Annotated in this window: 15 protein-coding genes and 2 pseudogenes; 3 read left to right on the top strand and 14 right to left on the bottom strand. The window is 69.5% G+C overall.

The genetic code is table 11. The features are described 5' to 3' along the window. Positions 1-47: 47 nt before the first annotated feature. From FGL25_RS17760 to FGL25_RS16090, 5 genes and pseudogenes are all read right to left on the bottom strand, one after another. Positions 48-380 (bottom strand): DUF1223 domain-containing protein, encoded by a 333-nt coding sequence (locus FGL25_RS17760; RefSeq protein WP_252970271.1) that lies wholly within the window; start codon positions 378-380, stop codon positions 48-50. A gap of 35 nt (positions 381-415) precedes the next feature. Beyond that, a pseudogene (locus FGL25_RS17755) lies at positions 416-769 on the bottom strand (DUF1223 domain-containing protein); the annotation flags it as partial. Between the two features lie 110 nt (positions 770-879). Further along, positions 880-3,084, bottom strand: a complete 2,205-nt coding sequence (locus FGL25_RS16100) for a prolyl oligopeptidase family serine peptidase (protein ID WP_138142261.1) — start codon at positions 3,082-3,084, stop codon at positions 880-882. 18 nt (positions 3,085-3,102) lie between these two features. Continuing rightward, on the bottom strand, positions 3,103-5,274 hold the full coding sequence (locus FGL25_RS16095; protein WP_138142260.1) for a prolyl oligopeptidase family serine peptidase: 2,172 nt from the start codon (positions 5,272-5,274) through the stop codon (positions 3,103-3,105). Positions 5,275-5,384: 110 nt separating this feature from the next. Beyond that, entirely contained in the window at positions 5,385-6,188 is an 804-nt protein-coding gene (locus tag FGL25_RS16090) for a potassium channel family protein (protein WP_040346413.1), read from the bottom strand. Positions 6,189-6,237: 49 nt separating this feature from the next. Here FGL25_RS16090 and dapF point away from each other — a divergent pair, with 49 nt between their 5' ends. Continuing rightward, positions 6,238-7,125: a diaminopimelate epimerase gene (dapF, locus tag FGL25_RS16085; protein ID WP_223850634.1), complete on the top strand. Its 888-nt coding sequence runs from the start codon at positions 6,238-6,240 to the stop codon at positions 7,123-7,125. A gap of 100 nt (positions 7,126-7,225) precedes the next feature. Beyond that, positions 7,226-9,505 (top strand): NADP-dependent malic enzyme, encoded by a 2,280-nt coding sequence (locus FGL25_RS16080; protein ID WP_138142479.1) that lies wholly within the window; start codon positions 7,226-7,228, stop codon positions 9,503-9,505. A gap of 64 nt (positions 9,506-9,569) precedes the next feature. On the opposite strand, the gene FGL25_RS16075 is transcribed toward FGL25_RS16080, so the two are convergent. The 8 genes and pseudogenes from FGL25_RS16075 to rsmI all read right to left on the bottom strand — a co-directional run bounded on the left by FGL25_RS16075 (position 9,570) and on the right by rsmI (position 18,538). Beyond that, the gene (locus FGL25_RS16075) at positions 9,570-11,249 is read right to left on the bottom strand and encodes an AmpG family muropeptide MFS transporter (RefSeq protein WP_138142259.1); all 1,680 of its coding nucleotides are present in this window, start codon (positions 11,247-11,249) and stop codon (positions 9,570-9,572) included. 54 nt (positions 11,250-11,303) lie between these two features. Next, positions 11,304-12,887: a response regulator gene (locus FGL25_RS16070; protein ID WP_138142258.1), complete on the bottom strand. Its 1,584-nt coding sequence runs from the start codon at positions 12,885-12,887 to the stop codon at positions 11,304-11,306. Positions 12,888-12,910: 23 nt separating this feature from the next. After that, positions 12,911-14,520: pseudogene (locus FGL25_RS16065) on the bottom strand (YifB family Mg chelatase-like AAA ATPase). Positions 14,521-14,586: 66 nt separating this feature from the next. Beyond that, positions 14,587-15,291: a hypothetical protein gene (locus tag FGL25_RS16060; protein WP_138142257.1), complete on the bottom strand. Its 705-nt coding sequence runs from the start codon at positions 15,289-15,291 to the stop codon at positions 14,587-14,589. Between the two features lie 26 nt (positions 15,292-15,317). Continuing rightward, positions 15,318-16,268, bottom strand: coding sequence for a glutathione synthase (gene gshB / locus FGL25_RS16055; RefSeq protein ID WP_138142256.1), 951 nt, complete (start codon positions 16,266-16,268; stop codon positions 15,318-15,320). Between the two features lie 163 nt (positions 16,269-16,431). Further along, positions 16,432-17,244, bottom strand: a complete 813-nt coding sequence (locus FGL25_RS16050) for a SirB1 family protein (protein WP_138142255.1) — start codon at positions 17,242-17,244, stop codon at positions 16,432-16,434. After that, on the bottom strand, positions 17,241-17,669 hold the full coding sequence (locus FGL25_RS16045) for a YraN family protein (protein WP_088410747.1): 429 nt from the start codon (positions 17,667-17,669) through the stop codon (positions 17,241-17,243). The genes FGL25_RS16050 and FGL25_RS16045 overlap by 4 nt, the downstream gene beginning before the upstream one ends. Then, the gene (gene rsmI, locus FGL25_RS16040; protein WP_138142254.1) at positions 17,666-18,538 is read right to left on the bottom strand and encodes a 16S rRNA (cytidine(1402)-2'-O)-methyltransferase; all 873 of its coding nucleotides are present in this window, start codon (positions 18,536-18,538) and stop codon (positions 17,666-17,668) included. The genes FGL25_RS16045 and rsmI overlap by 4 nt, the downstream gene beginning before the upstream one ends. A gap of 119 nt (positions 18,539-18,657) precedes the next feature. Between rsmI and FGL25_RS16035 the strand changes: the two genes are divergently transcribed. Next, entirely contained in the window at positions 18,658-19,347 is a 690-nt protein-coding gene (locus FGL25_RS16035) for an alpha/beta hydrolase (RefSeq protein ID WP_138142253.1), read from the top strand. A 4-nt stretch (positions 19,348-19,351) separates the two neighbouring features. Here the strand turns inward: FGL25_RS16035 and hemW are convergent, their stop codons facing one another. After that, positions 19,352-20,482 (bottom strand): radical SAM family heme chaperone HemW, encoded by a 1,131-nt coding sequence (gene hemW, locus FGL25_RS16030; RefSeq protein ID WP_138142478.1) that lies wholly within the window; start codon positions 20,480-20,482, stop codon positions 19,352-19,354. Positions 20,483-20,557 lie beyond the last annotated feature (75 nt).

The raw sequence follows: 20,557 nt of genomic DNA, 5'->3' as shown, positions 1-20,557 counted from the left end.
CGCGCCCATCAAGAGCGGCGGGCCTTTAGACCTTTTCCGTCAGCGGTTCAATCGCGCCCCGTTTCCGGACGCGCAGCGGACGACAGGATGCGACGATCGTCCTTGGCCTGCAACAGCACCACCACCCCTTCATCGACCCCTGCGTCCTGAGGCAGGGGGAACAGCACGGGCCGGCCGTTCCAGTCGCCCAGACGGCGCACCTCGCGCACCACATTGACGTGGGTCACCGCCCGGCCGCGGTTGTCGCCGCCCTTGACCTCGACCGTCTGTTGGCCCGGCCGATAGACGACGGCGACGACCTCAGCCCGCCGCGCGGCGGGCGGCCCGAGCCGATGCCGACCCGGTCGCCGGTCTCGCGGAACTCGATCTCGGGCGGCCAGCCCCGGCCCTGCGCCTCAGCCTCGACCGCCGCCTTCAGCTCCGGCGAGCGCGCGCCCGAGACATGACGACGTCCGTCGATCACCACCTGCGGCGTCGAGACGTTCCGCAACTTCAAGGCTTGACGATAGGCGCGCTGGCGCTCGGCGAACTCGGGCCGGGCGAAGGTGTCGGACCAGCCAAGATAGTCCCAGTAGTCGACGCCGTAGGTCAGGACGATCACGCCTGGATCCTGGGCCACCGTCTCGACCGTGCGGTTGGCGTCGGGACAGCCCGAGCAGCCCTGGGCGGTGAACAGTTCGACCACCACCGGCTGGACCGGGGCGTCGCGCTCGCGCGACGGCGCGGCGGCGACGGCCAGCAGACCCACGCCCGCGACCGCCGCCGTCATCCCGTACCTGAACAGGCCCCGTGCCATCATGGCGGCGATCCTATCCCTTCGGCCCGATAACGCCGCTCATAAATGCGTGAGCGGCGCGTCGGGCGCGACGAGCGGTACAATCAGTCCATCAGTTGCTGGCTGAGATAAACGTAATGCCGCGCCCAGCGTCGGGCGTTGGCGACCGGATCGGCGTCGTTGGAGTGACCGCCCGCCGTGTCCTCGAAATAGAGGTGGTCGTGGCCCTGGTCGCCCAGACGCGCCGCGAACTTGCGGGCGTGGCCGGGGTGGACCCGATCGTCGCGCGTGTTGGTGGTGATGTAGAGGCGCGGATACTTCACCTCGGGCCGCAGCTGCTGATAGGCCGAATAGCGGGCGATGAATTCGGCGTCGCCCGGAATGCGCGGATCGCCGTATTCGCCCATCCACGAGGCGCCCGCCGGCAGCTCCTGATAGCGCAGCATGTCGATCAGCGGGCTTTCGATGACCGCCGCATTGAACAGCTCCGGATGCTGGGTGATGGACACCGAGGTCAGCACCCCGCCGTTCGAGCGGCCATAGATGCCCAGATGGCGCGGGCTGGTGATGCGCCGCTGCTCCAGATCGCGGGCCACGGCAGCGAAGTCGTCGAAGGCGCGCTGGCGGTTCTCGCGCAGAGCCGCCTGGTGCCAGCCGGGGCCGAACTCGCCGCCGCCGCGGATGTTGGCCTGGACGAAGACGCCGCCGTTCTCGAGCCACAGCTTGCCCATCTCGGGCTTGTAGGCGGGCGGGAAGCTGGCCTGGAAGCCGCCATAGCCGAACAGGATGGTCGGGCCGGTCCCGTCCATCGCCAGATTCTTGGGCCGGGTGACGAAATAGGGGATCTTGGTCCCGTCGGTCGAGGTGGCCTCGAACTGCTCGACCACATGGGTCGAGGCGTCGAACTTGGCCGGCGCCGATTTCAGTTCGCTCAGGGCGCCGGTGGCGACATCGGCCAGGCTGAGGGTCGGCGGCGTCAGGAAGCCTTGCGTCGAGACGAAGACCTGGCCCTTGGCCTTGGAACTGTCGCCCAGGCCCACGGCGCTGTTGGCGGGCACTGCGATGTCAGTCGCGGTCCAGCCGTCAGCCGTCGGAACGAAACGCTTCAGCGTGCCTACGACATTGTCGGCGATGACGGCGACGATGCTGTCCTCGAATACGCTGACGTTCTGCAGGGACTGACGCGCGCCCGGGGCGAAGATGGTCGCCGTCTTCGCGTCGATGCGGATGCTCTGGCGCACGTCGCCCAGCACGCCCATCGGCATGGCGACCAGAGACCCGGCGGCATAATCCTGACCGTCGAAGCTCCACGCCTGCTCGGGCGAGAAGATCAGCTTGTCGCCCAGCACGCCCTGAACCGCCACGCGCTCTGGCAGGTTGAGCCTGTAGGGCTTGCCGTCGGAGCCCAAAGCCCAGATTTCCGACCGGAAGGTGTCCAGCGGGCGGCTGAACAGCACGGCCTCGACCGCGCCCGCCTTGTCGCGGAACACCATGGGAGAGACGCCGTAGCCGCCGTCGCCCTGCTGGCCGCGATAGACCTCGGTCGCGTGGGCCAGCGGATGGCCGCGCGTCAGAGATTTGACGATGAAGGGATAGCCCGACTCCGTCAGGCTGCCGGGACCGAAGTCGGTGGCGATCAGCAGGGTGTCGCGGTCCAGCCAGCTGATGCGGTGCTTGCCCTCGGGGATGACGAAGCCGCCGTCCACGAACCGCTTGGTCGTCAGGTCGAACTCGCGCACCGTCACGGCGTCCTTGCCGCCGTCCGACAGGTTGATCAGGCAGCGGGTCTCGTCCGGCGCCAGGCAGTTGGCGCCCTTGAACACCCAGTCCTTGCCCTCGGCCTTGGCCAGGGCGTCGATGTCCAGCAGGGTCTCCCACTGGGGCTGGGCCGTGCGATAGGAGTCCAGCGTCGTGCGGCGCCAGACGCCCTTGGGATTGGCCGCGTCCTGCCAGAAATTCCCCAGGCCTTCGCCCAGGAAGCTGACGCCGGGGATGCGGTCGGTCGCGGTCAGGATGGCCTCGGCCTGCTGGCGGAAGGGCTCATAGCGGCGGTCGCCGGTCAGGGCCGCCAGGGCCTTTTCATTCGAGGCGGCGACGAAGGCGCGGGCCTCGGCGCCGTCCACCTCTTCCAGCGCCAGATGATCGTCGGCGGCCTTGACCCCCTCGGGCGACAGGTCGCGCGGGAAGTGCGGCGGCAGGGTCGTCGCCGAGGCGGCGGCGGGATCGGACGCGACGCTCTCAGCTAGAGCGGGCGCGGCGGCCAGCATCAGGGCGGGCAGGGCGACGGACAGAAACAGGGACTTCATCATGATCTCGGGCTCCGTCGATTACCGCTGGGCCGGCTGATCCATCAGCCGACGGGTCAGATAGGTGTATTCCAGCGCGATGCGGCGGGCCGTTTCGCGCAGGTTGGCGCCGGCCGCGTGACCGCCGTCGACGTTTTCATAGAAGAGGACCGGGTAGCCCAGCTCTTCCATCCGCGCCGCCGCCTTGCGGGCGTGGCCGGGGTGGACGCGGTCGTCCTTGGTCGAAGTGTGGATGAAGACCTCGGGGTAGGGCTGACCCGCCGCCAGCTTCTGGTAGGGCGAATACTGCTCGATCCAGGCCCGCTGTTCGGGGATGTCCGGATTGCCGTATTCGCCGATCCACGAGGCGCCGGCTAGCAGCTTGTGGAAGCGCAGCATGTCGAACAGGGGCACCTGGATGACCGCCGCATTGATCAGGTCCGGGCGCTGGGTCAGCATGGCGCCCATGAAGAGGCCGCCCTGCGAGCCGCCCATGATCCCGAGGTGCGGCTGAGAGGTGACGCCGCGCGTGATCAAGTCTTGGGCTACAGCCTGGAAGTCCTCGTGCGCGCGCTGGCGGTTCTCCTGCTGGGCCGCCTGGTGCCACTTCGGGCCGAACTCGCCGCCGCCGCGGGTGTTGGCGATCACATAGACGCCGCCGCGCTCCAGCCACAGCTTGCCGACCGTCGGCGAATAGCCGGGCAGCAACGACGACTGGAAGCCGCCGTAGCCGTACAGTAGCGTCGGGTTCGATCCGTCCATCGCCATGGCGTCCTTGTGGACGACGAAATAGGGGATCATCGTCCCGTCAGCGCTGCGCGCCTCGAACTGATCGACGCGCATGCCGCTGGCGTCGAACTTGTCCGGCAGGGCCTTGGTCAGGGCGACCGCGCCGGTCGCCGCATCGGCCAGATAAAGGCTGGATGGGTTCAGATAGCCGGTGACGCTGACGAAGATCTTGTCGTCGCGCTCCGACGCCGAACCGACGCCGACCGAGACGTTCTGCGGCAGGTCCAGGCGCGTGCGGCTCCAGTCGGCCGGGTCATAGACGTAGACCGAACCGCGCACGTTCTCGTACAGGGCGACGACCAGCTTGTTGCGGGTGGCGTTGACGCCCTCGATCGCCTCGCGCTCGCCGGGACGGATCACCAGTTGCGCCGGGGTCTTGGGATCGGCCAGCCAGGCCTGCAGGTTCCAGGCGATCACATCGCCGGTCTTGAAGTCCTGGCCCGACGGCGCGGTCCAGTCCTGGTCCGTCGTCACCACCAGCTGGCCGGCGACCAGGGCGTTGATGTTGGACTTGAGCGGCAGTTCCAGCCTGGTCGTCGAGCCGTCGGCGTTCAGGCGCCAGGTCTCGCTCTCATAGAAGTTGATCCCCCGGTTCAGCAGCACCGCCTGCACCACGCCGTCGGCGTCGCGCAGGGTGTAGCCCGAAACCGAGACGTCGGTCTGCTGACCGGCGAAGACCTCGACCGCCTGATCGACGCTCTGGCCGCGCTTCATCAGACGCACCGTGCGCGGATAGCCCGAGTCCGTCAGCGAGCCCTCGCCGAAGTCGCGCGAGATCAGCAGGGTGTCCTTGTCGATCCAGCTGGCGCCGCCCTTGGATTCCGGCAGGCTGACGCCGCCCTCCACAAAGGTTTTCGTGACGCTGTCGAACTCGCGGACCGTCACCGCGTCCTTGCCGCCGTTCGACAGGGAGATCAGGCAGTAACGCTCGTCCGGCGGCAGGCAGGACGCGCCTTTATAGACCCAGTTGGCGCCTTCGGCCGCCGACAGGGCGTCGATGTCCAGGATCGTCTCCCACTGCGGCGCGTCGGTGCGGTAGGAGTCCAGCGTCGTGCGGCGCCAGATGCCGCGCACATGCTCGGCGTCCTGCCAGAAGTTGTCGACGTGGCCGTCATGGGTGAAGCCGGGCGAGGGGATGCGGTCGCGCGACTGCACCAGGTCCAGCGCCTGCTGGTGCAGGCCCTCATAGCGCGGATCGCCCTGCAGCACGCCCAGAGAGGTCTCGTTGTGCGCCTTGACCCACGCCATGGCGCGGTCGCCCTCGACCTCCTCCAGCCAGATATAGGGGTCGGTCGCGTCGCTGGCGGCGAAGCCCGGAGCCGTCGAGGCGGCGCTTGCGGAAACGGTGGCTTGGGCCATGGCGACGGGTGCGGCTCCGGCGGCGAGAAGAAGGGCGGCGACGGACGCCAGCGAGCGGATGGTCATATGTGTCCCCAACGGACGAATGTTTTCGCGCGGCACCTTGGCGAGAGCGAGGGCAGGGGGCAAGCGTCTGTAATCTTACAGGCTTGTAATCTTTCGCCGCAGGGCGCGCCTCAGTCGCCGTCGTCGGGGATGCACAAGATCTGGCCGCAGGCCTTGCAGTGAACGGCGTCGGGATCGTGCTTCTGAAGCCCGCAGGTGGGGCAGGGGAACTTGACCTTATGCGGCCGGATCAGGGTCTGGGCCAGGCGGATGAACAGGGTGATGCCCACCAGCATGACGACGATGGAGATGACCCGCCCCCAATTGCCCGGCAGGGTGATGTCACCAAAGCCTGTCGTCGTCAGGGTGGCGACGGTGAAATAGAGGGCGTCCAGATAGCCGTTGATGTGCTCGGCCTTGCCCCTGAAATAGGCGTAGACGAAGCCGGTCACGACGAAGACGAAGGTGACCAGGGCGGTCAGGGCCCGTGTGACCTCCTCGACCCGCGTGTCGTCGAAGCGGCGGCCGATGGTGCGCCAGAACAGGTCGCTGTTCAGCAGGCTCCAGAACCGCAGCAGCCGCAGGAAGCCCAGATTGGCCAACCAGGCCGGGAACAACAGCGTCGCCAGAACGAACAGATCGACCCAGACGATCGGCCGCTTCAACCACGACCGGATGTCGGAATAGGCATAGGCCCGCGCCGCCAGATCCAGCCCAAGAACGGCGGCGATCAGATAGTCCAAGACATAGAAGGCCCAGCCCGCCTCCTTCAGGATCGGCGTGGCCAGGAAGAAGCCGATGATGGCCAGGTCGATGACGATGACCATCAGGCGGAACTTCACCGCCGCCGGCTGGGAGCCGTGATAGAGGTAGCGCAGGCGCGCCCTCAGCCGCAGCCCGTCGGATTTGGCGGTTTGGCTCTGGTCAGACGTCATCGCCGCCACCGATACATGAACCGGCGAAAAATCCTATATGAAGGCGATCATGAGCCAGCCCGCCCGACCCTACATCCGCATGAACGGCGCCGGAAACGCCTTCATCGTCGTCCAGGCCTTCGAAGAACCCTTCCACCCGACCGAGGATCAGGTGCGCGCCCTGGCCGATCCGGCGACGGGTCTGGGCGGTTTCGACCAGTTGATCGGCGTCGAACCGTCCGAGACGGCCGACGCCTTCATGCGGGTCTGGAACGCCGACGGCTCCATGGTCGAGACCTGCGGCAACGCCCTGCGCTGCGTCGGCTGGCTGCTGCTGCAGGCGACCGACAAGGAAGAGGTGGTCATTGACACCCTGGGCGGACCGACCACGGCGCGCCGGGCGGCGGGCCGCGTCGGCTCTGGAGACCCCGAAGGATCGACGGCCGCGACCCATCAAGTCACCGTGGACATGGGTGCGCCGCGCCTCGACTGGTCCCAGGTGCCGCTGTCGGAAGACATGGACACGCGCGGCATCGAACTTCAGGTCGGACCGATCGACGCCCCCGTGCTGCACACGCCGGGCGCGGTGTCGATGGGCAATCCCCACGTCGTCTTCTTCACCGACCGGCTGGACGACGCCTTCGTGCGCGGCTCCGGCTCCCTGGTCGAGCACCACCCCCTGTTCCCCGAAGGGGTCAACGTCGGCTTCGCTGACGTGCTGGCCCGCGATCACATTCGGTTGCGGGTGTGGGAGCGCGGAGCGGGCCTGACCCTGGCCTGCGGCACCGGCGCCTGCGCGGCCCTGGTCGCCTCGGCGCGGCGCGGCCTGACCGACCGAAAGGCCGCCGTGACGGTCGACGGCGGCGAACTGACCATCGACTGGGACGAGGCGTCCGGCCACGTTTTCATGACCGGCCCGGTCGAGGTCGAAGGGACTGGCTTCCTGCCTGCCGCGTGACGGAGAAACCACGCAATCGGCCTTGACCCAGCGTCAGCGGTTGTCCCCGTCCATCCCACGATCTAGGAACGAAATGCGCCTGCCCCTTCCCGAGATCGAAATGCCCGAATTGACCGATAAACAGACCTTCTCCGACGACGACGCTCTGGAGTTCCACAGCGATCCGACGCCGGGCAAGATCTCCATGGCCCCGACCAAGCCGATGGCGACCCAGCGCGACCTGTCGCTGGCCTATTCGCCGGGCGTGGCCGTGCCGGTCCTGGCCATCGCCGCCGATGCGGACAAGGCCTACGACTACACCGCCAAGGGCAACATGGTCGCCGTCATCTCGAACGGCACCGCCATCCTGGGCCTGGGCAACCTGGGCCACATGGCGTCCAAGCCGGTGATGGAAGGCAAGTCGGTGCTGTTCAAGCGCTTCGCCGACGTCGACAGCTTCGACGTCGAGGTGAAGACCACCGATCCGGATGAATTCGTCACCGTGGTTAAGAACATCGGCGACACCTGGGGCGGCATCAACCTGGAGGACATCAAGTCCCCCGAATGCTTCGAGATCGAAGCCCAGCTGCAGGATCTGCTGGACATCCCCGTCTTCCACGACGACCAGCACGGCACGGCCATCATCTCGACCGCCGGCCTGATCAACGCCGCCCATATCGTCGGCAAGAAGCTGGAAGACCTCAAGGTCGTCCTGTCGGGCGCCGGCGCAGCGGGCCTGTCGTCCATCGCCCTGATGAAGGCCGCCGGCGTCAAGGCCGAGAACACCGTCATCTGCGACCGTCAGGGCGTGATCTACAAGGGCCGCGACAACGTCTCCCAATGGCAGGCGGCGCACGCCACCGACACGCCGCTGCGCACCCTGGCCGAGGCCATGGTCGGCGCCGACGTGGTGCTGGGCCTGTCGGCCAAGGGCGCGATCTCCAAGGAGATGGTCGCCTCCATGGCGCCCAATCCGATCATCTTCGCCATGGCCAACCCGGACCCCGAGATCACGCCGGAAGACGTCAAGTCGGTGCGCTCGGACGCCATCATCGCCACCGGCCGCTCGGACTATGTGAACCAGGTCAACAACGTCCTGGCCTTCCCCTATCTGTTCCGCGGCGCGCTGGACGTGCGCGCGCGTCAGATCAACCACGAGATGAAGATCGCCTGCGCCCACGCCCTGGCGGCGCTGGCCCGCGAAGACGTGCCGGACGAGGTCGCCGCCGCCTATCGCGGCCGCAAGCTGAAGTTCGGCCCTGAATACATCATCCCCACCCCGTTCGACCCGCGCCTGATCTGGTACATCCCGCCCTTCATCGCCCAGACGGCGATGGACACCGGCGTGGCGCGCAAGCCGATCAAGGACATGGAGGCCTATCGCATCGCCCTGCGCCAGCGGGTCGATCCGTCCGCCGCCCTGATGCAGAAGATCCAGGCCAGCGTGCGCTCGGGTCCGAAGCAGCGCGTCGTCTTCGCCGAGGGCGAGGAACAGGTCGTCATCCGCGCCGCATGGGCCTTCAAGCAGGCGGATCTGGGCACGCCGATCCTGGTCGGCCGCGAGGAGTTGATCCGCCACAACGCCGCCGAAGCCGGTCTGAACTTCGACGAATTGGGCATTCAGATCATGAACGCCCGCGTATCGGATCGAAACGCCGAATACGTCGACTGGCTGTACGCCCGCCTGCAGCGTCGCGGCTATCTGCGCCGCGACGTCCAGCGCATGATCAACCAGGACCGCAACTATTTCGCCGCCGCCATGGTCGCGCGGGGCGAGGCGGACTGCATGGTCACCGGCGTCACCCGCAACTTCAACATGGCCCTGAAGGAGGTCCGCCGCGTCCTGGACGTCACGGACCGGATGATCGGCCTGTCGATCCTGCTGGCCAAGGGCCGCACCCTGTTCGTGGCCGACACCTCGATCCACGAACTGCCCAACGCCGCCGAACTGGCCGAGATCGCGGTCAAGGCCGCCGCCACGGTCAAGAAGCTGGGCCGCAAGCCGCGCGTGGCCTTCCTCAGCTATTCGACCTTCGGCGACCCGCCCGGCGATCGCGGCGAGAAGGTGCGCGAGGCCATCCGCATCCTGGACTCGATGGATGTGGACTTCGAGTACGAGGGCGAGATGCCGCCGGCCCTGGCGCTGAATTCCGAAGCCCGCGCCAACTATCCCTTCATGCGCCTGACCGGCGACGCCAACGTCCTGGTCATGCCGGCCATCCATTCGGCGGCCATCTCGACCCGCCTGGTCCAGTCTCTGGGCGGGGCCACGGTGATCGGCCCCCTGCTGGTCGGCCTGGAGAAGTCGGTGCAGATCGTGCCCCTGGGCGCCTCGGTCGGCGAGATCATCACCGCCGCCACCTTCGCCGCCTACGCCGAGGGCGTGGAAGTCGAGGACTGACCCTCCGCTTGATCACGACGACCTCGAGAGGCGGCCTTCGGGCCGCCTCTTTGCGTTTCCGCCCCTAGGCGTCGAGGTTGAGACGACGGCGCTCCATCGTCTGACGCCCCCACTCCATCGCACAGAAGACCACCGCCACCACGCCCAGCCATGCGGCGATGACGAACATGGCGGCATAACCCTGGCGTTCGATCAGCTCGCCCAGGGCCCCGCGCCCCAGGGTGCCGATCAGCAGGGCCAAGGAGGTGAAGACGGCGAACTGCACCGCCCCGAACATCTTGTTCGACAGGGCCGACAGATAGGCGACGAAGGCCGCGCCCGCGAAGCCGCCGGCGATGTTCTCGCCCGCGATGGCCAACATCAGCCGCGCCAGGGGCTCGCCTACCCCGAAGGCGCCGAACAGCTTGTAGAGGCCGGTCGCGCTCATGAAGCCGCCGATCACCGGCGCCCCCAGAGCCAGGTCCATCATCAGCAGATTGGTCGCCGCCGACAGGGCTGCGCCCAGCAGAAGACTGGCCATCCGGCCGATGACCAGCAGCGCCCATCCGCCCAGGGCGATGCCGACGATGGTCATGACCACGCCGAAGGTCTTGGACGCCAGGGCGATCTCGGTCTTGGTGTGGCCCAGCGCCCCGCCCGTGTCCCCCATGTAGAAGGGGAAGGCGAACGGGCCCCAGACGCCGTCCGTGATGCGGTAGCTCAGGATCAGCCCCAGCACGATCACCGCGCCCCAGCCCAGGCGTCCCATCAGTTCGACCAGCGGCGCCAGGATGGCGTCATACAGGGTGTTGGCGAGCGCCGGCCCCTGATCGGCCTCGGACGCCGCCCCCGCCTTGCCCCCGCGCCAGACGATGATCCCGGCCAGCACGGCGGGCAGGATCACCGCCATGCCGACGATCCACGGCCCCCAGACGGCGGTGAACTCTCCGGCGCTGGGCGCAGGCTTGACGGTCAGAGCCGTAACCATGAAGCGCACCAGCATGAAGGCCGCCCAGGCCCAGGCGGCCAGGGTGACGACCAGGGCGGTCATCCGCAGACGCGGCGAGCCGATGCGTTCGCGCGCGATGGCGGCGCGCGGCGCCGCCTTGGGCTCGGGTGCGATCAGCGTGCCCAGAACGCCCAGACCCATCAGCCCCGCGCCGATGACGAAGGTCGTCGACCAGCCCAGTTGATCGGCCAGAACCAGGGCGCCCGCACCGCCGACCAGGGCCGCGGTGCGGAAGCCCAGCTGATAGACCGTCGACAGCAGATCCACCGGGGTCCGCTCGTCCGCCACCTCGATCCGCCAGGTGTCGATGACGATGTCCTGGGTCGCCGAGGCGAAGGCGCCCAAGGCCGCGGCGCCCGCCAGCACCACGATGGCCCCCGTGCCCGGATGCGACAGGGAAATGGTCAGAAGCGCGCCCGCCAGCACGATCTGGCACAGGATCAGCCACGACCGACGCCGCCCCATCCGGCCGATCACCGGCGGCGTCAGTCCGACCGCGGGCGACCACAGGAATTTGAAGGCGCCGAACAGCCCGACCCACGACAGGACGCCGATCGTCGCCACCGATACGCCCGCGTCGGACAGCCAGGCGTTCAGGGTGCCGAACAGCATGGCGAAGGGCAGACCGGCCGAGAAGCCGAGCAGCAACATGGCCAGGGTGCGCCGCTCGCGGAACGCCGCCTTGAGCACGCCCAGCCCTTTGGGCGACGGCTGCAGCGCCGCGACCTCGGAAGCGGGCGTCTTGGAATCGGTCATGCGTGGCTCCGGCGGGGCGCCGCCGGGCGATGCGGACGACGGACTACTGGCAGATCAGGAAACGGCGACCTTGGCGCGGTTGGCGGCGTTCGTCCAGCGGGCCAGGACCACGCGCAGGGCGTCCGCCTCCAACGGCTTGGCCAGATGATCGTCCATCCCGGCCTCGAGACAGGCGACGCGATCCTCGGCGAAGGCGTTGGCGGTCAGGGCGATAATCGGCGTCTGATCCCCGCGCGCCCGCAGCGCCCGCGCCGCGCTCGGTCCGTCCAGGCGCGGCATCCGCATGTCCATGAAGACCAGATCAAAGCGCGCCGCCTTCAGGGCGTCCAGCGCCTCCTGGCCGTCAGCGGCGGTCTGAACCACGCAGCCCTCGCGCCGCAGCAGGGTCTTGGCCAAAAGAGCGCCGACCGGATTGTCCTCGACCAGCAGCACCCGCACGCCCTTGAAGGCCACATGGGCCACGCGATCGTCGTCGCCAGATCGGACCGGCGGCGTGGGCAGACCCCGACGCGGCGCGGCGGCCGCCCTGACGCGCTCGGCCAGAGACTCGCGGCGCAAGGGCTTGATCAGATAGCCGCAGAAGCCCGCCGCCCGATAGCGGCTGATCAGGTCGCGCTCGGATGGGCGCAGCAGGATGATGGCCTGACCCTGGCCCGGTCGAACGGCCAGGGCTCCGCCTTCGGCGCCTGCATGGTCGATCAGGGTCACCCCGGCCTGGCGCGCCACCCGGCCGCCCGAGGCCTCGACCTGATCGGTCGCCGCCCGGCGCACGAAGGGGTTCGGCGAACGGACCGCCACAACCAGCCCCTCCAGCAGGCGCGTGCGCGCCTCGACGTCGGCCGCGACGGGAAACTCGGCTTCAAAGCGAAACCGGGCGCCGGGACCGTCCGGCCGGTCCTCGACCACGGCGTCGCCGCCCATGGCGCGGGCCAGCCGCCGCACCACCGCCAGACCCAGGCCCGCCCCGTCGAACCGGGCGGCGTCCGAGACGTCGGCGTGGCCGAATTCTTCAAAGATGCGGCCGCGCGCCTCTTCGGGCACGCCGGGGCCGGTGTCGTCGACGATGAAGGCCAGGCGCGCAGGCGCCCCTTCCATGCGCTCGCCGACCGCCTCAACCGCCAGGCGCACCCCGCCCCGGTCGGTGAACTTCACGGCGTTTCCCGCCAGGTTGAACAGGATCTGCCGCAGGCGGCCCTCGTCGGCGACGACGTCCGGGGCGTCGGCGGCCACCGACCAGACGATCTCCAGCCCCTTGTCGTGCGCGCGCGGGCTCAGCAATTCGGCCACGCCGCGCACCAGACCCTCCAGCTCGACCGGCGCCGGATCGAATTCCAGCGCCTCCGCCTCCAGCCGGGCGTAGTCCAGCAGGTCGTTGACCAGGCCCAACAGATGCTCGGCCGACTTCTGCGCGGCCTCCGCATAGGCGCGCTGGGCGCCGTCCAGACGGGTGCGCGACAACAGGCCCAGCATGCCGATCACCCCGTTCAGGGGCGTGCGCATCTCATGGCTCATCAGCCGCAGGAACTGGTGCTCGGGCGAGGCGCCGCCTTCAGGCGTCGACGTCGCAGCCTGCCCCGCTTCGGGCGCGGCAGGGAAAAGGTCGCTCTGCGGCGACGGCTTGCGACGGGTCTGTCCCATAAGGCCACGCTAGGGCCGAGGGGTTAATTCCAGACGAACGGCGTTTGTCCCGCCCCGCTTTCCTGCACGGGAAACAACGCGCGGCGACTGGCCTGGCGGTCGAAGTCCTCATGGGCGCCGACCGTGCTGCGTCGATACATCAGCGCCTCGGCCACATGGCGGCGCAGCACGCCGTCCGCGCCGTCCAGATCCGCGATGGTGCGCGCCAGACGCAGGGTGCGGGTCCAGCCGCGCGCGGTCAGCCCCCCGGCCTCGCCCGCCTTCATCAGCAGCGCGCGCCCCGCCTGATCCGGGGCGGCGAACCGTCCCAGCGCCTCGCCCGAGGCCCTGGCGTTGAGCGCCTGCATTCCCGTCAGCCCCGCCTCGACCATGCGGGCCTCCTGCATCTGCATGGCGGCGGCGACGCGGGCGGCGGCTTCGGCCGTGCCCTCGGCCGGGCGGGCAGGATCATGTCGGCGGCCGTCACCGCCGGGGTCTCCACCGTCAGGTCGATGCGATCGAACATCGGGCCGGAGATGCGGTTCTGGTAATCCTTCTGGCAGCGCGGAGCCTTGCCGCAGGCGCCGCGCCCCGGCCCGCCCACGCCGCAGCGACAGGGGTTCATCGCCGCCACCAGTTGGAACCGCGCCGGATAGCGCACATGGGCGTTGGCCCGCGCCACGACGATCTCGCCCGTCTCCAGCGGCTGGCGCAGGCTGTCCACCGCCTGGGGCGAGTACTCGGGCAGTTCATCAAGGAACAGCACGCCGTTGTGCGCCAGGGAGGCCTCGCCCGGCTTAGCCTTCAGCCCGCCGCCCGTCAGGGCCGCCATCGACGCCGAATGATGCGGCGCTCTGAACGGCCGCTCGCGCGTCAGCCCTCCGCGCTCGATCAGCCCCGCCACCGACCAGACCATCGACGTCTCCAGCCGTTCCATCGGCGTCAACGGCGGCAGCAGGCCCGGCAGGCGCGCCGCCATCATCGACTTGCCTGATCCCGGCGGGCCGACGAACAGCAGATTGTGGCCCCCGGCGGCGGCGATCTCCAGCGCCCGCTTGGCGCCCTCCTGTCCCTTAACCTCGCGCAGGTCGGGCACGGCGCGCCCTTCCAGCACCGGCCCCGGCTGGGGCGGGCGCAGCACCTGGGTTCCGCGGAAATGGTTGATCAGGCCAATCAGGGAGCGCGGCGCCAGCAGCCGCGCCTCGCCCGCCCAGGCCGCCTCCGGCCCGTTGGCCTCAGGGCAGATGAGGCCCAACCCCATGGCGTTCACCGCCATCGCCGCAGGCAGGGTTCCGCCCACCGCAGCGATCTGACCGTCCAGACCCAGTTCGCCCACCGCAGCCCAACCGTCCAGAGCGTCCGGTCCGATCACCCCCATGGAGGCCAGCAGGGCCAGGGCGATGGGCAGGTCGAAATGACTGCCTTCCTTGGGCAGGTCGGCGGGGGCCAGATTGGCGATCACCTTCTTCGCCGGCAGCGCCAGACCAATGCCCGCAAAAGCGCCGCGCACTCGTTCGCGGCTCTCGGCCACCGCCTTGTCCGGCAGGCCGACGATGGCGAAGGCCCCGGCGGGCGAGCCGACCTGCTGCACCTCGACGTCGACCCGGCGCGCATCGACGCCATCGAAAGCCACCGTCACCACCCGCGCGACCATGCCGTTCCCTCCCGCAGTCGAGGGAACAAATCACGAACCAATCAACACTACAAGAGCGTTGTTCGGTCAGTTCGTCGGCAGGTCGGCTTCCGGCGCGATGGTGTGGACCACCTGCCCCTCGGCGTTCAGGAACTGGATGGCGCCGAAGCCCTCCTCGGTCACGGTCAGGCGCAGGCGCGGCTTGTCGTTCCTGTCCGACAGGGCGACGGCGGGCGTCCCGTCGGCGGCCAGCGACAGGCGCATCCGCGTCGGCGTCTGCACGCCGGGAACCAGCGCCCCGCCCAACCCCGGCTCGCGCACCAGCGGCGGCGCCTGGTTGAAGACGAAGCTGACCGATCCGTCTGGCGACACGCGCCAGCCGACCGCATCCATCGCCGGGTGATCCAGCGCCAGCACGGCCATGCCGCCCTCGACGTCGGCCGTGCCGAAGCCGCCGCGCTCGCTGCCCTTGTCGTCGTAGAGGATCAGTCCGGCGACGTTGAAGGCGCGCTTATATTGAACGCCGTCGATGATCGGGGGCGGGGTCGCGCCCGACAGGGTCATGCGGATGGTCCCGTCGGCGTCGACAATATCGATGCGCCGGGCGCTGATACGGTCATGGTCCGGCGTCTCGATCCGGGTCTGCGGCGTGCGGGTCTCGATGATCCGCTCCAGCACCTCCAGCGACGGGCGCTTGTGCGCGACGTCGGGCGAGGCTTCCTGGGCCGCCGCCGGGCAGGCGATCGCCAGCGCCAGGACAGCTGACGCCCCGGCCTTCTTCAGTACGCTCATAAAGTCCCCTCCCATGCAGCGCGGGGTCAGGCGGCCGCGCGTTTCCTTTGCTCGATGACCTCCCACATGCGCTCGGTCGCATCGACGCCGGCGAAGTTCAGCAACTGCTGGGCGCCGGTGGGGGAGGTGACGTTGATCTCGGTCAGATAGTCGCCGATCACGTCGATGCCGACGAAGATCAGGCCGCGCTCCTTCAGATAGGGACCAATGGCGGCGCAGATCTCCCGGTCGCGCGGCGTCAGCTCGACCGGCGCCGCCGTGCCGCCGACGCGCAGGTTGGAGCGCACCTGATCCTTGGCCGGAATGCGGTTGATGGCGCCGACCGGCTCGCCGTCGATCAGGATGATGCGCTTGTCGCCCGCCGAGACGGCCGGGATGAATTTCTGGATCACCAGCGGATCGCGCGACCCGGCGGCGTGAATCTCGATCAGGGCCTCAAGGTTCGGATCGTCCGCCTTCAGCCGCACCACGCCCGAACCGGCCGCGCCGTGCAGGGGCTTGAGCACCACATCGCCATGACGGCGGTGGAAGTCGACCAAGGCCTCCGGGTCGGACGACACCAGGGTCGGCGGCTGCAGGCCGGGGAAGAGGGTGGCGATCAGCTTCTCGGGCGCCGAGCGCACCTCGGCCGGATCATTGACCACCAGGGTCTTGGGATGCACCCGCTCCAGCAGATAGGTGGCGGTGACATAGGCCATGTCGAACGGCGGATCCTGACGCATCAGGATGACGTCGACGTCCTCGGCCAGGTCCAGCCGCTGCTCGGGGCCGAAGTCGGCGTGGTTTCCCTGCTTGCGCTGCACCGTCACCGGACGGGCGCGGCAGAACAGGCGGCCGTCCTCCAGCGCCAGGGTGCGGAAGTCATAGACCCACAGCTTGTGGCCGCGCGCCTGCCCGGTCAGGGCCATCAGGAAGGTGGTGTCCGACTCGACGTTGACCGCCTCGAGCGGATCCATCTGGATGGCGACCTTGAGCATGGGGTGTCCTTCTTTGTGGCGCTATCGCTCGCGCCGCGGGCGCTCGCTGCTTGAGCTGGTTTTAGTGGCGCTAACGCTCGCCCCGCAGGCGCGCGCTGCTTGAGCGCCGAAGCGCCGTCAGTGCCTACTTGAGGCGCGAGGCTGCGCGCCGCAAGGCCGCGCTTCAGTTCAACCGCATCCGCACCCGGTCCAGCCGGGCGTCGCAGGCGGCGATCGGCTCGCCCAGGGTGCGGGCGCGCGACAGGGCCTGCATGGCCCCGATCAGCGCGCCCTGCTTCTCGCGGGCGGCGGCCACGTCCAGCCAGGGACGGTGATCCTCGGGATCCAGCAGGGCGCGACGCAGGGCCGAACGCTCGGCGCCTTCATAGTCGCGAGCCTGAAGGGCGCGGGTGAACAGGATATTCTGCAGACGGATCAGAGCCTGACGTTCGCTGACCGGCGCCATGAGCAGGTCCAGACGGTCGGCCACATGCGGGGTCAGCCCCGCCAGCAGGGCGCGGCGCGTCAGCTCCGACGGCAGGACCAGCCGCCCCTGGCTGAACGGGTCCAGCGCCACCGGCCCCTCGGGCGTCTCGACCCGCAGCAGGACGTGGCCGGGAAAATCGACCGGCGCCGCCGTCAGCCCGGCCCGCCGCGCGGCGTCCAGATAGAAGATGACCAGCACCGCCGACAGCCCGCGCCGACGCTCGGCCACGTCAATCACGTCGGTGTTGGCCGGATGGTCGTAGTTCAGCAGGTCGCCGTTCAGCCGCAGGTCGCCCGCCAGGGCCTCGGTCAGGGCGTCGTCGGGGCTTTCGTTGGCGGCCCGCTCCTTGAGCCTTTGGGCGGCGTGATCGGCCAGAATGCGCACCCCGTCGGCGTCGCGGAACGGATAGTCGTGGATGGCGCAGGCGATGGCGCAATCCAGCAGGGGGAAGGCTTCGTCCGCCCCCTGTCCCGCCTGGGCCAGCACCGCCTCTGCTTCCTCGCGCGTCAACGCCGGTCCGCTCCCGTGGAGATCACGCCGCGAAGATGACGCGGAAAGCGTCCGGGGGCCAGCGCCACCATGTCGATTCTCAACTCCAGACCCGACAGGGCCGGTCGCCCGCGCGCCGCCGCCTCGGCCGCGCGGATCAGGCGCTGGTGCTGGTCCGGCCCCAGGGCCAGGGTCGCGGCCTCCAGCGTCGCGCGGCGCTTGACCTCGACGGCGGCCAGGACGCGCCCGCGCCGGGCCAGGATGTCGATCTCTCCGCCCCGGCCCTTCAGGCGGAAGGCCAGAACCTGATAGCCCTTGAGCATCAGCCACAGGGCGGCGATCCACTCGGCGTCGTGCCCCTGACGGTGCGACCGTCCGCCTAACGCCTGGCGCCAGCCCGCCTTGGGCGTCTTCGGCGGCGGATGCGGGCGCGGCGCGAGGCTCACCGCCCCTTCAACTCCAGCGCGCGCTTGTAGAGCGGCTTGCGCGGCAGGTTCAACGCCTTGGACACTTCGGCAGCCGCCTCGCCGGGCGGCAGGCGGGTCAGGGCCTCGGCTAGGGCGGCGTCGGCGTCGGCGGCGCTGGCGACCTCGGCCTCGCCGGGGCCGACCACCACCACGATCTCCCCCTTGGGCGCGTCCAGGCGCGGGTCGACGGCGAGTTCAGCCAGATCGCCGCGCACGCATTCCTCATAGAGCTTGGTCAGTTCGCGGGCGACGGCGGCCGGACGGGCGCCCAGCACCTCGGCCATGTCGGCGAGGCTGTCGCGCAGGCGCGGCCCGCTCTCGAAGAAGACCAGGGTCTGACGGCCGGGCCGCAGCTCCTCCAGCGCCGTGCGGCGCGCCGCCGACTTGGGCGGCAGGAAGCCCGCGAACAGCACCCGGTCGGCGGGCAGGCCGGCGATGCACAGGGCGGCCAACAGGCTGGACGGACCGGGCACGGGATGAACCGGCAGCCCCTCGGCCACGGCCGCCCGCGCCACCACATAGCCGGGGTCTGACACCAGAGGCGTGCCCGCATCCGACACCAGGGCCACCACCTCGCCCGCCTTCAGCCGCTCGACGGCGATCTCCGCGGCGCGGTTCGAGGCGTGGTCGTCGCACCGCTCCAGCTTCGCCTTCAGACCATAGGCGGTCAGCAGCTTGGCCGTGACCCGCGTGTCCTCCGCCAGCACCAGATCGGCCGCCGCCAGCACGTCCAGCGCCCTCAGCGTCATGTCGCGCAGATTCCCGATCGGCGTCGCCACCAGATAGAGGCCCGGCGAAACGGGGCGCGCGGGCGGGGCGGTCGGCGGAAACAGGGAGGCGTCGGACATGGCTCCATCCTAGTGGGCGTCACGGTGTCGTGAAAGCCGCCAGAGTCAGGGAACGCCGCCGCCGGTTCGCGCACTGCGATCCGCATCGACCCTTCTGTCGTCCAGAACGGAATCCGCCCATGTCGAAGTCCGCCTCCATCGTCCTCGTTCACGGCTTCTGGGGCGGCGCCGCCCACTGGGGCAAGGTCATCACCGAACTGGCCAAGCGCGGCTACACCTCTCTGCACGCGGTCGAGATGCCGCTGACCTCGCTTGCCGACGACGCCGAGCGGGTGCGCAAGATGGTGCGCCAGCAGGAAGGGCCGGTCATCCTGGTCGGCCACTCCTACGGCGGGGCGGTGCTGTCCGAGGCCGGCGACCTGCCGAACGTGGCGGCCCTGGTCTTCGTCGCCGCCTTCGCGCCCGACGCAGGCGAAAGCCCCGGCGCCATCACCCAGCAGGATCCCCCGGTCGCCGCCCCCAACCTGGCCCCCGACAGCGACGGCTATCTGTGGATCAAGGCCGACAAGTTCCACGAGAGCTTCTGCCAGGATCTGACGGCGGACGAAGCCCTGGTCATGGCGGTGACGCAGAAGGCGCCCCTGGCCGCCGCCTTCGGCGACGCGGTCACGGCGCCCGCCTGGCGCAGCAAGCCGAGCTGGTATCAGGTCTCGAGCCAGGACCACATGATCGCCTCGACCAATCAGCAGCGGATGTCGGCGCGGCTGAACGCCCGCAAGGTCATCACCCTGGACGCCAGCCACGCCTCCCTGGCGTCGCACCCGTCCGAAATCTGCGACCTGATCGAAGAGGCGGCGGCGACGGTCTGATCGTCTAGACCAGCAGGCTCTTCAGCACCGCGTCCAGCAAGGGACGGCCGGTCGCCGTGGCGGCGATGCGGCCGTCTTTCAGACTCAGGAATCCGTCGGCCAGCAGATCGGCCAGCCGGCCCTCAACCGCCGACAGGCCCAGCCGCTGCAGCAGGGCCAAGGGCACGCCCTCGACCGTGCGCAGGCCCAGCAGCACGCGTTCCTCGTCAGCGTCCTGCGGCTCCAGAACCTCGCGCTCGGCCCAGGGCGATCCGGCGGCGACGCCCGCGACATAGTCGCCGATGCGGCGCGCGGCCACGGTGGCGACCCGCCCTTCAGCCAGCGTCATCCGCCCATGCGCTCCCGGCCCCAGGCCCAGATAGTCCCCGCCGCGCCAGACATGCAGGTTGTGGCTGGAGCGGGCGGCCACGTCGCGAGCGTGGTTGGACACCTCATAGGCCTCGAACCCCGCCGCCTCGAGCGTCGCCTGCGTGGCTTCATAGAGGGCGGCGGCCAGATCCTCGTCCGGCGGCGCCCAGGCGCCGCGCGCCACGGCCCGGCCGAAGGCCGTCGTCCCCTCGATGGTCAGTTGATAGGGCGAGATGTGCTCGAACCCCAGATCGAGCGCCGTGGTCAGCTCGGCGGTCCAGTTCGCGACGCCCTGGCCCGGCCGGGCGTAGATCAGATCGATCGACAGGCGCGGAAAGGCGCGGCCCGCCAAGGCGATGGCGCGGCGCGCCTCGGCGGCCGAATGGTCCCGGCCCAGGAACTTCAGCGCTGCGTCGTCGAACGACTGCACCCCCATCGACAGACGGTTGATCCCGGCCTGGGCCAGGGCGGCGTAGCGCCCGGCCTCGGCGTCGGTGGGATTGGCCTCCAGGCTGATCTCAATATCGCCAGAAGGAGGGAACAACGCCCTGGCCCGCTCGACCACCGCCGCCACGGCGTCGGGCGGCATCAAGGACGGCGTGCCCCCGCCGAAGAAGATCGAGGCCAGGGCGCGCGGCCCGACCAGGGCGGCCTGCGCCTCCAGGTCGTTCAGGATGGCCTGCGTCAGCTCCGCCTGCTCCTGCGTCCGCCCCCGGTCGCGCACCACGTTGAAGTCGCAATAGGGACAGATGCGCGCGCAGTAGGGCCAGTGGACGTAGAGGGCGATGGAGTCTTTTTCGTCCCTATCGCCGCCCTCGCGGAGGGCGGCTGCTTGAGGGACAGATGACTGCTCGCCCCTATC

The organism is Brevundimonas vancanneytii, from assembly GCF_901421975.1.
Classification (GTDB): Bacteria; Pseudomonadota; Alphaproteobacteria; order Caulobacterales; family Caulobacteraceae; genus Brevundimonas; species Brevundimonas diminuta.
This window is presented reverse-complemented; position numbering and strand designations above follow the sequence as displayed.